The organism is Saccharomonospora piscinae (assembly GCF_005862235.1).
Classification (GTDB): Bacteria; Actinomycetota; Actinomycetes; order Mycobacteriales; family Pseudonocardiaceae; genus Saccharomonospora; species Saccharomonospora piscinae.
Map to the genome: position 1 here is coordinate 674,664 of NZ_VCEK01000002.1, position 14,580 is coordinate 689,243.

The 14,580-nt window shown below is 71.9% G+C and carries 12 protein-coding genes; 7 read left to right on the forward strand and 5 right to left on the reverse strand.

From position 1 onward, the window contains the following. Nucleotides 1-7 precede the first annotated feature (7 nt). On the forward strand, nucleotides 8-970 hold the full coding sequence (locus FFT09_RS08875) for a DUF3558 family protein (RefSeq protein ID WP_081192944.1): 963 nt from the start codon (nucleotides 8-10) through the stop codon (nucleotides 968-970). Nucleotides 971-976: 6 nt separating this feature from the next. Here the strand turns inward: FFT09_RS08875 and lhgO are convergent, their stop codons facing one another. Then, nucleotides 977-2,167: an L-2-hydroxyglutarate oxidase gene (lhgO, locus tag FFT09_RS08880; RefSeq protein WP_138382366.1), complete on the reverse strand. Its 1,191-nt coding sequence runs from the start codon at nucleotides 2,165-2,167 to the stop codon at nucleotides 977-979. A gap of 146 nt (nucleotides 2,168-2,313) precedes the next feature. Here lhgO and FFT09_RS08885 point away from each other — a divergent pair, with 146 nt between their 5' ends. Beyond that, a complete protein-coding gene (locus tag FFT09_RS08885; RefSeq protein WP_244231278.1) occupies nucleotides 2,314-4,017 on the forward strand; it encodes a hypothetical protein in 1,704 nt (567 codons plus the stop codon). 13 nt (nucleotides 4,018-4,030) lie between these two features. Here the strand turns inward: FFT09_RS08885 and FFT09_RS08890 are convergent, their stop codons facing one another. Further along, on the reverse strand, nucleotides 4,031-4,846 hold the full coding sequence (locus tag FFT09_RS08890; protein WP_138382367.1) for an HAD family hydrolase: 816 nt from the start codon (nucleotides 4,844-4,846) through the stop codon (nucleotides 4,031-4,033). A gap of 66 nt (nucleotides 4,847-4,912) precedes the next feature. Between FFT09_RS08890 and FFT09_RS08895 the strand changes: the two genes are divergently transcribed. From FFT09_RS08895 to FFT09_RS08910, 4 genes are all read left to right on the forward strand, one after another. Next, complete coding sequence (locus FFT09_RS08895; protein ID WP_081192952.1) at nucleotides 4,913-5,821, forward strand: LLM class flavin-dependent oxidoreductase; 909 nt, start codon at nucleotides 4,913-4,915, stop codon at nucleotides 5,819-5,821. A 201-nt stretch (nucleotides 5,822-6,022) separates the two neighbouring features. Further along, entirely contained in the window at nucleotides 6,023-7,246 is a 1,224-nt protein-coding gene (glf, locus tag FFT09_RS08900; RefSeq protein ID WP_024876598.1) for a UDP-galactopyranose mutase, read from the forward strand. Continuing rightward, nucleotides 7,239-7,796 carry a phosphatase PAP2 family protein gene (locus FFT09_RS08905; RefSeq protein WP_081192954.1) on the forward strand — a complete coding sequence of 186 codons (558 nt, stop codon included), beginning with the start codon at nucleotides 7,239-7,241 and terminating at the stop codon, nucleotides 7,794-7,796. Before glf ends, FFT09_RS08905 begins: the two co-directional genes overlap by 8 nt. 3 nt (nucleotides 7,797-7,799) lie before the next feature. Next, entirely contained in the window at nucleotides 7,800-8,729 is a 930-nt protein-coding gene (locus tag FFT09_RS08910; RefSeq protein ID WP_081192956.1) for a decaprenyl-phosphate phosphoribosyltransferase, read from the forward strand. Nucleotides 8,730-8,733: 4 nt separating this feature from the next. Here the strand turns inward: FFT09_RS08910 and FFT09_RS08915 are convergent, their stop codons facing one another. Next, a complete protein-coding gene (locus tag FFT09_RS08915) occupies nucleotides 8,734-11,526 on the reverse strand; it encodes an arabinosyltransferase domain-containing protein (RefSeq protein WP_138382368.1) in 2,793 nt (930 codons plus the stop codon). A gap of 56 nt (nucleotides 11,527-11,582) precedes the next feature. Here FFT09_RS08915 and FFT09_RS08920 point away from each other — a divergent pair, with 56 nt between their 5' ends. Beyond that, entirely contained in the window at nucleotides 11,583-13,082 is a 1,500-nt protein-coding gene (locus FFT09_RS08920; protein ID WP_244231279.1) for a glycosyltransferase family protein, read from the forward strand. Nucleotides 13,083-13,143: 61 nt separating this feature from the next. Here FFT09_RS08920 and FFT09_RS08925 read toward each other — a convergent pair whose 3' ends face one another. After that, nucleotides 13,144-13,758, reverse strand: coding sequence for a hypothetical protein (locus FFT09_RS08925; RefSeq protein ID WP_138382616.1), 615 nt, complete (start codon nucleotides 13,756-13,758; stop codon nucleotides 13,144-13,146). Continuing rightward, entirely contained in the window at nucleotides 13,758-14,465 is a 708-nt protein-coding gene (locus FFT09_RS08930) for a hypothetical protein (protein WP_081192964.1), read from the reverse strand. The genes FFT09_RS08925 and FFT09_RS08930 overlap by 1 nt, the downstream gene beginning before the upstream one ends. Nucleotides 14,466-14,580: the final 115 nt, after the last annotated feature.

The window sequence follows — 14,580 nt, forward strand, 5'->3', positions numbered from 1 at the left end:
GAGATCCATGCGCGGCAGGGTGCTCGCCGTACTCGCCACTGCCCTGCTCGCGGCAGGGTGCGCCACGACGGTGGCGGGCGTCCCGACGGCCCAGCCCCGGCCGAGCGCTCCCGCCGGTCCCACGGGCGAGCCGTGTGCGCTGCTCACCGCGGAGCAGGCGAGCGCGCTGAAACTCGCACCGGAGGGCGAGTTCACCGCGGGCGATCCCGGGCGGCTGATGCCGGCGCTGTGCGTCTGGACGCCCGCGAACCCCGACCTCGGACTGGACCCGCTCACCGTCAACTTCTCGGTGGACATCGCGCTGGCCGAGTACTTCGCCGGTGCCGAGCCCGAGTGGGAGAAGGAGATCGGCGGTCTGCGGTGGGCGCGTTACCTCGACCCGGTCGGTGGCGAGGGCCTGTGCAACCTCGCCACCGAACTGTCCCCCTCGTCGTTCGTGACCATCGTGAGCGGCGACTTCGTCGAGGACGAGGGCGCGTGCGAGCAGGCGGAGGCGGCGGCCCCGTTCGTGGCCTCCCACCTGCCCGGCGGCGAGCCCGCACCCGAGATCAGGCCGGAGCCGCCGAGCCCGCTGGAGTCGGTCGACCCCTGTTCGTTGCTGGAGGCCGAGCAGGCTGAGGAACTGGACCGGCGTGCCAGGGGTGAGTTCAGCGAGGGCGACACCACGCTGCCGCCGCGTTGCGTGTGGGTCGGCGCCGACGGCGACGAGCGCGACACCACGATCGTCGGGGTGGCGGCCGAGCGGGCCGTGCCCGAACCGCAGTCGGAGCCGACCACCGTGTCGGAAGGCGGTCGGCAGTGGCGGTTGTACCGCACCGACCTGCCGACTCTGTGCCGAGCGGACCTCGCCGTCACCGAGACCTCGTACGTGAGCATCACCGTCACCCAGTCCGACGTGGACCCGGACGAGGTGTGCGGCAGGGTCGAGGACGCGATCCCGTTCGTGACCGCGAACCTGCCCGGCGAGTGAGGGCGTTCAGCGCGTGATGCCGAGGCGGTCGGCGACGTCGGCGGCGATCTCCAACGCGCTCGTGGCCGCGGGGGACGGCGCGTTGAGAACGTGGACCTGGTCGCGGGCGGTCTCGACGAGGAAGTCGTCGACGAGCGTGCCGTCCGGCCACACCGCCTGGGCCCGTACTCCCGCGGGACCCCGCACGAGGTCGGCTCGGCCGATCGCGGGCACCAGCCGCGCGAGGCTCGCGGCGAACCGGTGGGCCGACAGCGACCGCGCCACCTCCGAGTATCCGGCCGGTACCGCGTGGCGGCGGGCGAGTCGCCAGGTCCCCGGGAAGGTCAGGGTCTCGGCCAGGTCGGTGACCGAGACGTCGCGCCACCGGTAGCCCTCCCGTTTCAGCGCGAGCACGGCGTTGGGTCCGGCGTGGACGCTGCCGTCGAGCAGGCGGGTCAGGTGGACTCCGAGAAACGGCAGCGCGGGGTCCGGCACCGGATAGATGAGCCCGCGCACGAGATGGCGCCGGTCGGGCCGCAGCGTGTGGTACTCGCCACGGAAGGGCACGATCCGCGCGGACGGGGTGATCCCGGCGAGCCGGGCCACCCGGTCCGCGTGCAGTCCGGCGCAGTTGACCAGCGCGTCGGCCCGCAGGACGCCCTGCGGCGTCGCGACCTCGACACCGCCGTGTCGCCCGGCGCGGATGCCGAGCGCCGGCGTGCCGAGCCGCAGGTCGGCTCCCGCGTCCGACAGTGAGTCCACCAGCGCCCGGCACACCGCCGGGAAGTCGATGACGGCCGTGGAGTGGACGCGCAGCGCCGCCACGCAGGCGACCTCGGGTTCGTACTCGCGGGCCTCGGCGGCGCTGACCACCGTGGCGGGCACCCCGTTGTCCTCCGCACGCCGGGCCAGCTGGTGCAGGGCGGGGCGTTCCCGCTCGGTCGCGGCCACGACGAGCTTGCCGCACACGTCCACGGGCACGCCGTGCTCGCGGGCGAATGCCACGATCGAGTGGTTCCCGGCCACCGACAGCCGCGCCTTGGCCGAGCCGGGGCGGTAGTAGAGCCCGGCGTGGACGACGTTGGAATTGTGCCCCGTCTGGTGGGCCGCCCAGCGGTGCTCCTTCTCCAGGACGGTGACGTGCCGACCCCGCGCGGTGAGTTCGCTCGCCACCGCCAGCCCGAGGATGCCGCCACCGACGACGAGCACACGACGCACGGGGTGGACCCTACGCCCTGCGGCGGCGGGGGAACGGAGTCTCGCCCGGAACGCGAAACGCTGCGGTCGTATCGGACCACCGGCCACGAGAGCGAGTAGCTTTCACGTCGGAGGGTGCGGATCGGTCGACGCGTGCGGGGTGCAGGGTGCTGGCAACGGTCACGGTGGGGGTGTGGCTCGTGCTCGCCGCGTTCGTGGCGGGGTACTGGCAGCGGATCAACACCGACCGGTCGTGGCGGCTGGGCGCGCTCGGGCTCACCCTGCTGCTGTCCGTGCTGCACCAGGTGCTGTACTCGACCATCGCGGGCGAGTCGTACGTGACCTTTCGCTACTCCCGCCATCTCGCCGAGGGCTTCGGCGCGGTCTACAACCCCGGTGAGTACGTCGAGGGCTACGCGAACTTCCTGTGGATGCTGCTCGTCGCGCTGCCCGGCCTCGTCGCCGACGACCCCGACGTCATCGTGGCAGCGGCGGTGGTCCTCGGCGTGGCCGCCACCCTCGGCAGTGTCGTGCTGGCTTACCGGCTGACCAACCGCATCGTCGCACTCGCCCGGTCCGACGATCCCGCGCTGCCCGGCCTCGGTGTGCTCGCCGCCGTGCTCACCGCCGCGGTCAGCTCGCTGGCCGCCTTCGGTATGGCGGGGGTCGAGACGCCGCTGTTCGTGCTTCTCGTGCTCACGGCGTGCCTGGCGCTGGTCGCGGGCCGTGCCGTGGTGGCCGGTGTCGTGGTGGCGCTGGCGATCATGACGAGACCCGAGGGCATCGTGCTCGCGCTGGCCGGACTCGTCTGGTTCGCTCTGGACACCCTGCGCGGCCGCCGGGACGTCCACGCCGTCGTGGCGTACCTCGCCGGAGCCGCGGTCCTGCTCGGGCCGTGGACGGTCTGGCGGCTCACGGTGTACGAGTACCTGCTGCCCAACGTCGTGGTCTCGCGCTGGAGCGGCCCGTGGTCGCAGCGGCTCGCGGGCGGATGGGACTACGTCGCCGAGTTCGCCCTCGCCTACCAGGCGTTCGTCGCGCTCGCCGTGGCGGCGCTGGCGCTGCTGCTCACCCGGCGTCGTGTGCCGGGGCCCGTGGCGCGTGCCCGTGCCGCCGTCTGGCTGCTGCTCGCGCTCGCCGCGAGCCAGGTGGTGGGCGTCGTGGCGGCCGGAGGCGGCTGGATGCCGGTGTGGCGGCTGCTCGCGCCGGTACCGGTGTTGCTCGCCGTCGCGGGCGTGGCCGCGTACGGGTTGTTCGTCGCGACCAGCCCGTCGTCGGCCGGACGAGCCGGGGGCGGTGTGGTCGGAGCTACCCCGCTGGTGCGGGGGCGCACGGTTCCGATCGTGGTGGTGGCGCTGGCAGGGCTGTCCCTGGCGGTCTCACTCGCCCACCCGAGCGCGCTGCCCGCCATGCGGGAGCTGGACCGGTCCGCGACCCAGCTGGCCGAGATCGGGCGGTGGCTCGACGACAGCCTGCCTCCCGGCACGGTGGTCAGCACGCACAACACCGGTGCGCTGGCGTACGAGGCCGGTACGTCGGTGGTGGTGGTCGACGTGTTCGGCCGCACCGACGAGCACATCGCCCGCCAGGGCGAGCCGCTGCCGGTCACGGCCCGGGGCGTGTACGTGGCGAGGGACTTCGACTACGTGGTCAACGAGCGGTCACCGTCGGTGGCGGTGGAGGAGTCCGGCTACACCACCGAGCAGCAGTGCGGCATCAACCCCGCCTACGCCGGGTTGTACGAGGTGGCGAGCTTCCGCCGCACCGGAACGCCCTACTGGGTCTCGGTGTACGTCCGGCGAGTCCCCGCCGACGATCTGATCGAACGGCTCGACAGCCATCCGGACTTCACGTACGTGTCCTGCGTGTAGCGCGCGCGCCGCGTCAGAACCAGCGTTCCAGCACCTGCGCCACCCCGTGTTCGGCGTTGGAGGCGGTGACCTCGTCGGCGGCGTCCAGCACGACGGGGTGGGCGTTGGCGACGGCGACACCGTGGCCGGCCCACTCCAGCATCGGCAGGTCGTTGGGCATGTCGCCGAAGGAGATGACGTCACCCGACGTGGCGCCCAGCCGGGCGGCCACCTCGGCGAGGCCGGTGGCCTTGGTGATGCCGGGCGAGGCGATCTCGATCAGCCCGCCGCCGGAGGAGAACGTGATGTGGACGCTGTCGCCCAGCACGCTGTGTGCCGCCGCCGCCATCTCGTCCGAGGTCATCTTCCGGTGGCTGACCAGCAGCTTCACGGCTGCGTGGCCGAGCACCTCCGCGCGGGGCACCACGGAGCCCTCGCCGTCGCCCCAGGGGTTGTGGTACTCGGACTCGATCACGAAGTGGCGCACGTCCGGGTCCTCGGCCTTCGCCCCGACACGCTCCGCGGCCAGCCGGCATCCCGGCAGCGCGTGGTTCAGCGCATCGGCGACGTCCATGAGGTGGACCGGGTCCAGCAGGCCGTGTACGTCGACCACCCGGTCGGCGCCGATGTCGTACAGCACGGCGCCGTTGGCGCACACCGCGTAGCCCGACAGGCCGGTGGCCTCGGCCACGGGCGGGATCCAGCGAGGCGGTCGTCCGGTGACGAGCACCACGGGGACACCGCCGCCCGAGGCGCGCGTTACCACGTCGGCGGTGCGCGGCGCCACCGTCTCCAGGGGGGTCAACAGGGTGCCGTCCACGTCGGAGGCGATCAGGCTGGGTTTTTCCACAGGACCAGTTTCCCAGATCACGTCCATGCTGCGGGGTGTCGTCCTTCACCGCTAGCGTCTGGACCCGTGCGCGTAGGCATTGTGATTCTCCCCGAGGACAGGTGGTGGGCAGCCGAGCCGAAGTGGCGGGTCGCCGAGGAGTACGGCTTCGACCACGCGTGGACGTACGACCATCTCGGTTGGCGTTCCCTGGTGGATGGTCCGTGGTTCAGTGCGGGGCCCACGCTCGCGGCGGCCGCGATGGTGACGTCCACCATCCGGCTCGGCACGTTCGTGGCCTCACCCAACTTCCGGCACCCCGTTCCGTTCGCCAGGGAGGTCATCACCCTCGACGACCTGGCCGACGGCAGGCTGGTGCTGGGTGTGGGGGCCGGTGGCCAGGGCTACGACGCCGAGGTGCTCGGCACCCCCGAGCTGTCACCGGGCAGACGGGTCGACCGGTTCGTCGAGTTCGTGGACGCGCTCGACGGGTTGTTGCGCACCGACGGGTTCGACTACTCGGGCGAGTACTACTCGGCCAAGGGCGCGCGCAACCTGCCCGGGTGCGTGCAGCGTCCCCGCTCGCCGTTGCTGATCGCCGCGAACGGCCCCCGCGCCATGGCCTACGCCGCCCGCCAGGGCGAGGGCTGGATCACCACCGGGCAGCCCGGAGCGGTCTCGACGCAGGAGCAGTGGTGGCAGGGTGTCGCCACGCTGTCCGCCCGGTTCGACGAGACCCTCGCCGAGACGGGCCGGGGAGAGGTCGTGCGCTGTCTGAGCCTGGACGCGGCACCGGTGTTCTCGCTGTCGAGCCGCGAGGCGTTCGTCGACGCCGTGGGCAGGGCGCAGGAGCTGGGCTTCACCGACGTGGTGGTGCACTGGCCGCGCAGCGGGGAGCCGTACCAGGGTCAGGAATCGGTGTTGGAGGAAGTCGCCGCCGACGTACTCCCCGGTATCCAGGGACGGGAACCCGTCTCCGATGACTCGGACGAGTGAAACATGGGGATGTCGGAACCCGCGCCGGGGCGGATTCGTCGAACCGGATGCGACCGGCGTCACGGGCACCCGGGGGACGCAGGGGCTGCCCGGCCCTCGTGCGACGGGTGAAGTGCGGCCAGGGGCAAGCCCACTTCACGGGGTTTTCATAACGACGGCCTCACCGCACGAGGGCCGGTGCGCGTCGGTAGCCTTTCGCCCGTGAGCGCGGACACGAACCCCACAGACAACCCGAACGGCGCGTACACCGGCTTCGACCTCGTGGTCGTCGGCTCCGGCTTCTTCGGCCTCACGGTGGCCGAACGCGCCGCCAGCCAGCTCGGCAAGCGCGTGCTGGTGCTGGAACGGCGTGAACACATCGGCGGCAACGCCTACTCGGAGGCCGAACCCGAGACCGGCATCGAGGTCCACCGCTACGGGGCCCACCTGTTCCACACCTCCAACAAGCGGGTCTGGGACTACGTCAACCAGTTCACCGACTTCACCGGCTACCAGCACCGGGTGTTCGCGAAGTACCAGGGGCAGGTCTACACGTTCCCCATGAACCTGCACCTGATCAACCAGTTCTTCGGCAAGTCCCACTCGCCGGACGAGGCCCGCGAGCTGATCTCCGAGCAGTCCAGCGAGATCGACACCAAGGACGCCAAGAACCTGGAGGAGAAGGCCGTCTCGCTCATCGGGCGCCCGCTGTACGAGGCGTTCGTGAAGGGCTACACGGCCAAGCAGTGGCAGACCGACCCGAAGGAGCTGTCCCCTTCGATCATCACCAGGCTGCCGGTGCGCTACACCTTCAACAACCGGTACTTCAACGACACCTACGAGGGCCTTCCCGTCGACGGCTACACGGCGTGGCTGGAGCGGATGGCCGACCACCCGAACATCGAGGTGCGTCTCGGCGTCGACTACTTCGACGTGCGCGACGCCATCCCGGAAGGCATCCCCACGGTCTACACCGGCCCGCTCGACCGGTACTTCGACTATGCGGAGGGACGGCTCGGCTGGCGCACGCTGGACTTCGAGCAGGAGGTCGTGCCCACCGGCGACTACCAGGGCACGGCCGTCATGAACTACAACGACGGCGACGTCCCCTACACCCGCATCCACGAGTTCCGGCACTTCCACCCCGAGCGGGAGTACCCGTCCGACAAGACGGTGATCGTGCGCGAGTACTCGCGGTTCGCCGAGGACTCCGACGAGCCGTACTACCCGATCAACACCTCCGCCGACCGCGAGAAGCTGGAGCGCTACCGCGAGCGGGCACGCAAGGAGGCGCAGGAGCGCAGCATCCTGTTCGGCGGCAGGCTCGGGACGTACAAGTACCTGGACATGCACATGGCCATCGGGTCGGCGCTGTCGATGTTCGACAACAAGATCGCGCCGCATCTCACCGACGGCGCTCCGCTCGACGGGTCGATCGATGCTTGAGCAGCGTCCCGCTGACGAGGCCGTGAGCGACGCGAGCTCACGGCCCTCGGGGGAGCTGGCGTTGCTCGTCGGCGCGCAGCGAGCCCTCGCGAAGCCCGCCGTCGTGCGGGCGGCGCGCGGGCTGTCGCACTTCGGCGAGCACAGCGCGGGCTGGTTCGCGCTCGGCGTGGCCGGGGCCGCGCTCGACCGGGGCAGGCGCGTCGAGTGGCTGACCGCGGCAGCGGGGGCCGTGGGCGCGCACGCCGCGTCCATCGCGGTGAAGCGGGTGGTGCGCAGGCCGAGGCCGAAGCACCCCGAGGTGACGGTGGGGGTCCACACCCCCGCCCAGTTGAGCTTTCCCTCGTCACACGCCACGTCGACCACGGCCGCTGCCGTGCTGTATTCGGGGCTTCTCGGGCGTAACCTCGTGCCCGCCCTGGTGCCTCCGATGCTGGTGTCCCGCCTCGTGCTCGGTGTGCACTACCCGACCGACGTGCTCGCCGGCGCCGCCCTCGGTGGTGCCGTCGGCGGCATCCTGCGCCGCAGGCTGACCTCACGGAAGCGGACCTGACGAATGAGTGAGACGACCGAGCGCGCCGACGTCGGCGACGGTGCTGTCGCCGGTAAGGGCGCGATCTCCACGCTGCTCGGCGTGGGACGCACCGCGCGACCACGGCAGTGGGTGAAGAACGTTCTCGTCTTCGCCGCTCCGTTCACCGCGGGCCAGATCGCGAACCTCGACGTGCTGGTCGACGCGGCGATCGCCTTCGTGGCGTTCTCGCTGGTGGCGAGCTCGGTCTATCTCATCAACGACGCGGTCGACGTCGAGGCCGACCGTGCGCACCCGACCAAACGGAACCGGCCGATCGCCGCCGGTGTGGTGCCGATCCCGCTGGCCTATGCCTCGGCGGTGGGGTTCTTCGCCGCCGGGGTCGGGGTCAGCCTGCTCGCCGACTGGCGATTGCTCATCGTGCTGGTCGTGTACGAGGCGATCCAGCTGGGGTACTGCTTCGGGCTCAAGCACCAGCCGGTGATCGATCTGGCGATCGTCGGCTCGGGATTCCTGATGCGGCTGATCGCCGGTGGTGTGGCGACGGGAATAGCACTCTCGCAGTGGTTCCTGCTGGTCACGGCGTTCGGTTCGCTGTTCATGGTGGCGGGCAAGCGCTACGCCGAGGTGATGCTCTTCGAACGGACCGGTGCGAAGATCCGGTCCTCGCTGAAGAAGTACTCCGCGAGTTACCTGCGGTTCGTGTGGGCGACGTCGGCGGCCATACTGATCATGTCGTACTGCCTGTGGGCGTTCGAACAGCAGCAGCGGGTGCCCGGCACGATGTGGAGTGTCATCTCGATCGTGCCGTTCGTGATCGCCGTGCTGCGTTACGCGGTCGACGTGGACGGCGGCAACGCGGGCGAGCCCGAGGAGATCGCGCTGCGCGACCGCGTGTTGCAGGTCCTGGGCGCGAGCTGGGTCGTGGCCCTCGTGTTCTCGTACTACCTCTGATGACTCACCCCGGCACGCCCGGCAGCGGCGGCGCGACGTAGTCGAAGCGGAACACGCTGATCGGTTCGCTGAGTTTGTCCCCCCGCAGGTAGGTCGGTACGGGTACCTGGCGGGCCACCGCCAGCAGTGGCGCGTACGGCCCACCCGCGGCTCTCGCGGTGGACATGCCCGCGAGCCAGCGGCTGTCCGGCCCCGCACCCACCAGATGCCCGACGGGTTCGGTGACGCCGTGGGCGAGGGCCGCGGGACTGCGGCACGGCAGGGAGAACGCGCTCACCCAGTCGAGCGCCACCGGTCGGGACACGGGCAGGTACTCCGGTAGCGGCACGACGCGGGGCAGGCGGGCAGCGCCGACGGCCACCCAGCCCTGCCCGTCGCGGGCGTCGCTGACGACGAGCCGCACCCGGTCGGCCGAGCCGGGATCGAGCCGGGCTTCGCGCCAGGTGCCGCCTCCCAGCCGCAACCGGACCTCCCGAATCACGGTGCCGTCGCGGTCGGCGAACTGCGCGGTGGCCGCCACCGCTCCCGTGCCGGCGATCGGCACCACCAGTGGCGGCGAGTCGGGTGACGCGGCGCCTTCGGGCACCGTGGACCACGGCGTGGTGAGGGTGCCCCGCGCGCCGTCGCTGCCCCACACCGGCGCGCCGCCCTCTCCGTAGCCCGGTGGCGGCGGTACCTGCGGTGGGTAGGCGCCGCGACGGAACCCGTCCGCGCGAATCTCACTCGATCCGGTGACAGGTCGCAGCAAGCCGGTGCCCGGCTCCGGTTCCACGGTCAACCACCGCTCGACGCCACACCCGCCAGGGTCCAGGGTGGCCCTCGCGACGCTGTAGGCCCCGGGGCGGGCGAGCGCGGGATAGGTCACCGACAGGACTTCCAGCGCCACCACCCCCGTCACCACGCAGGGCAGCACCCACGCCGGTGACGGCAGCCGCCGCCAGCCGACGACCAGCCCGAGCACGGCCAGCAGCACACCACCCGCGAACACTGCCTCGCCCAGCGCGATGCCGATATCCGGCGGTTCCAGCGACCACGGCGTCCCGGTGCCCGCCAGGAACCACCAGCGCAGCGGCGCGGCCAGACCGTAGGCCGACACGGCGCCCGCAGCGAGGACGAACAGCGACCGCGCCCATCCCGGCCGCAGCGCACCCGTGCGAACGGTGTGGACCACGGCGGCGAGCAACACGGCGGCGAGGCCGCCGAGCGCGCCGAAGTGGTGCGTGTACTTGGTCGGAGTGAACGCGAGCGCCACGAAGAACAGCAGCGACACCAGCACCGCACGGCGGGTGGGCCGGGCGGCGAGTCCCGGCACCCGGCGCGCCACCAGCAGGGCGATCAGCACGGCGAGGCAGAACCACAGCAGCACCAGCGGCATCCGGCGGTTCAGCCCACCCTGGATCGGGTCCAGCAGGGCGTCGTAGCGCATCGGCTCGTCGAGGACACCGAAGCTCGGTCCGATCGTGGTCCGCACCTCGGTCGAGTGCAGCACCGAGGCCAGGGACTGGTCGGCGAACATCAGCAGCAGTGCCGCCGCACCCGAACCGAGGACCACCGGCAACACCCGGACGCCGTGCAGCCGCACCACCCGAGCCAGTCCCGGTGCGGCGGCCACGAACGGTGCCAGCGCGACGACCCCGGTCGGCGTGACGGCCACCGTCGCGCCCGCCACGGCCACCGACGCGCCGAGGGCGCCGAGACTCCGCGTCACCACAGTGCGTTCGACCAGCAGGAAGACCGCCACCACGCCGAGCATCACCCACGGTTCGGGGCGGAGCCCGACGCCGAACTGGACGTACCAGAGCGCGAAGGCCGCGGCGGCGGCGAACCGCGTGAACGGTGTCGCCCGGGGAACGAGCCGGGGGAGCAGCAGCCGGTCGATCAGCACCCAGAGCAGCAGGCCGAGCAGCACGGAGGGCAGGCGCAGCCACCACGCCGCGCCGCTGACCTCGGCCACGCCGCGGTACAGCTCGTAGAACCAGCTGAACGGCGCCTCGGGTGCGTTGAACCAGCGGAAGTAGTTGCCGACGACGTCACCGTCACCGGCGGCCTTGAGCATGGTGACGATGTAGCCGTCGTCGACCGTCGGTGCCCCGACCACGAGCCAGCCCGCGAGGACGCAGGCCACGGCGGCGTCGGCGGGGCGGGGGCGCCACCAGCGTGGTGGCAGGACGCGGACGCGGCGCTGACCGGGCAGCGTGGTGCGGGCGAGCAGGACGAACATCGCCGCCAGCGCGGCCACGGTCACCGCGGCCAGCGCGATCCGCGCGGCACCCGGTGTGCTCTCGTACCGCGTGTCGGGCACCACCGTCGCCCGCAACCCGGTTTGAGCCGGTGCCTCCGTGAACATCCCCGTGACGACGGGGATCTCGATGGTGTGAGCCACTACCTCGCCATCGCGACGCACCGTGGTCCCGGTCTCCTGCGAGGTGACCGACCACGCGCACGCCGATTCCACCGAGGAGGTGATGACCTCGCGGTCGCCGACACTCACCGTAACCGTGCTCGGGGAAGCCCGGATGTCGAGCCCGCCGTCCGCGACGTTCTCAACAGGCGCGTTACGGGGTGCCGTGGTAGACAGCAGCAGATCTTCGTCCGCGCCGCGGACGTCGGCGCAACCGAACGTCACGTCGAGCCGGTGGGGTTCGTAGGGAAACAGCGGCAGGGTCCGGTTTTCCACTTCCCCGTCCGGCCAGCTGTAGCGAGTGGACTGCTGGTCGACCGGAGCGAGCACGAACAGCCCTGCGGTCACCGAGGACAGCAGGGCGCACATCGTGATCAACCAGACACGGAAGGTCACCGTTGGAGCGTAGAGAACCGTCCCCCTTCGGGACGCGGCGGGCCACCCTCGTCGTCGTGGGCGCCGCCGCGGTGCTCGCGGCCGCGATCTTCGCCGTCGTCAAGGACAGCCTCATCGACGACGCCTACATCACGCTGTCGTACGCCAAGAACCTCGCGGTACACGGCGAGTGGGGCCTCGTGCCGGGCATGACGGCCAACTCGGCGACCTCACCGCTGAACGTGCTGCTGCTCGGCGCGTTGACGGCGCTGACGCGGGTCACCGGTGACGCCCACCCGGTCGTGGCGCTCGGCGCGCTGACGGTGCTGGCGACCGCCGTGCTCGCCTGGGGCTGGACCCGGCTCGCGCGGGCCTACCGGTTCCCGTGGCCCGTGGCCGCGCTCGGTGTCCTGGTGGTGCTGAGCAATCCGTTCGTGCTGTCGGCGATCGGCCTGGAAGTGCTGCTCATCCCGGCCGTGCTCATGCTGCTCACGGTCTTCGCCGTCGAGGGCAGGCCCGTGGCGTTCGGCGTCGCCGCGGCCCTCGCCGTGCTCACCAGGCTGGATCTCGTGGTGTTCGTGCTCGCCATCGCGCTGTGCGCGGTCGCCATCCGGCGGCGGATCGGCCACGCCGTACTCGCGGCGGTGGTGGTGGCGGCTCCGTGGTACGTCTTCAGCTGGATCGCGCTCGGCTCGGCCGTGCCGGACACGCTCGTCATCAAGCAGGAACAGGACGGCCTGTTCGGCCGCTGGACCTACGCCACCGGCCCGGTGATGTACTACTTCGGCCAGGAGGCCGCGGTGCTGCTGGCGTTCGGGCCCGCCCTGCTGGGGCTGATCGCCTGGTGCGGGTTGCTGGCGGTACGGCTCGCGCGGACGTGGGACCGCTTTCCCGGCGTCTCCGCACTCGTGGGGCTCGGTGGTGGTGCCATCGCCTACTACCTGGTGTACACGGCGCTGGGCGTCGGTCCCTACCACTGGTACTATGTCGCGCCCGCGACCGCGCTGGCGATGTTCGCCGTCGCCGCGCTCGGAGTGTGGCTGGCGGTGGCCCGGGAGCACGCCACGCTGATGGTGCGGGCTCCCGTCACGGCACTCGGCGTCGTCGCCGCGCTCGTGGCCGGTGCCGTCGGGGTCGGCGCGGCACAGGGAGTGCCGTGGCGGTCGCCGGTGATCTTCGGCAACTGGGCCGGTGCGACGGACTACGCGCACGTGGGGCGCCAACTCGGCGAGCGCGTGGGACAGGGCACCGTGGCCTCGCCCGGTGAGATCGGAACCCTGGCCTACCACTGCGAGTGCCGGATCCTCGACGTGTTCTCCGACCGGGGCAGGGTGGCCGAACTGGTGAAGGACCGCGTCGCCGAGTCGGGCCCCGTGTCCTCCGCGCTGCTGGAGTTGAACTACCTGTTCTTCGACCACGACGCCACGCGAACGCCGGTGGAGTACCGGTTGCGGTACGAACGCGGTCCCGGCGGGGGTGACGACACCTGGCAGGTGTACTCCGAGGCGCTCGGCGTCGGGCACTTCACCCTCGTCGCCGCGCGGCAACCGGACACCCGTCCCCACCCGGAGGGCTGAGGGCTGAGGGCTGAAAACGACCGGGCTTGAGTCCCCCGGGTGCCCGGCGTGCCCGGAGAGCTCAGCGCTGCCGGTGCGCGCGGTCCTGCGCCCGGCGGACCTTCATCGCCGCGTGGACGTCACACGCGAACAGCGTCGAGCCGTCCGCGAAGCCGAACGCGATGACCCGCCGTGGTGGCACGCTGCGACCGAGGAAGGGCGCGTCGAGACTCGTGAGCCGCTGTGGTGACAGTTGTTCGACCGTGCCGAAGCCGCCGTCCGGGGGGACTTCCGGACCGGCGAGGTGCTCGGCCGGGCACACGACCGCGACACGGCGGTCCGTGACGACCACCCGCGCCTCGCCGTGGCTCGCGGCGAGGTGATCGGCCAGCCGCACCGCGTCCCGGTCCTCGGCCTCGGCCTCGGCCCAGTGCCCGAGCGTGGGGTCGTCCGTCCAGTCCTCGGCAGGCAGCTCCGCGACGGGAAGCGGCCACCTCGGCGGCGTGGCGCGCGCGGACGGCAGCTCCCGGGCCGGGCGGTGGGGGACGAGCCTGCGACCGCCGATGCGCGCTCCCACATGGGCCCGAATGGGAGGGCAGGCCAGCAGCAGCCGCTCGCCCCGCCGCAACCAGAGCCGGGCCAGTTCGGTCTCGACCAGTTCGTCGACCTGGGTGGCCGCCCTCGGGTTCTCCTCCATCACCGGCCCTCCCCGCTCAGCTCGGCCATCCACTCGAACACGCTCTCGTCCTCCACACCCAGCAGCAGGTCGAGACCCGAGCCGTCCACGAAGGACAGCCGCAGGCACGGTCGCGTCCGCATCCGCAGCCGCCTGCGGGCGACGGCGACGTCGTGCAGGTGCTCCCGCCCGGTCGCCGCCACCACCGTCATCGGCTTGCGCGCCACCGCGACCCCCTCCGTGTTCGGGCCGTAGCGTCGCGTGCGGTCGGTGAGGACATGGACGAGGTCGCGTCCCCGTTCGAGGGTTCTGCGCAGCAACGGAGTGCGAGGCTCGCCGGTCGACGGTGGCCGCACGTCGAGCACCAGCAGCCGCGCCGAGGTCAGGGCCCACGTTCGCCACGGCGTACCGCCCCGTGGCTCCACCCCGGTGAGCAGTGTCCTGGCCCGGCAGTCGCCGTCGGCACCGAAGACCACGACGGCGGGCGGGACGGCACCCTCGCCGGGGAGGTCGGTCCCCATCGCCATCCCGACCGCCATCGTGGCGGCACCCATGCCGAACGCGCCGAACCCGCGCGGCACGGCGTGGCCGTGCGGCTGGCCCGCGGCATCGTGCCCGGCCACGTCGAAGGCGAACTCCCGCCCGTGTGCCGCCCACAGCAGCACCTCACCCTCGGTGGTGACCTGCCGGGCGAGCGTGGCGGCACCGGGGGCGTCGGCGAACGCCATCAGCCCTCGCTCCGGGCCGACCGATGGGGCCGGGAATGACGTTGTGCGCTGCTCACGGCGATCCACCTCTGTCGTCCGCGCCGACTGTGCCTGTTCGGACGTGAGCAGTGCGTGT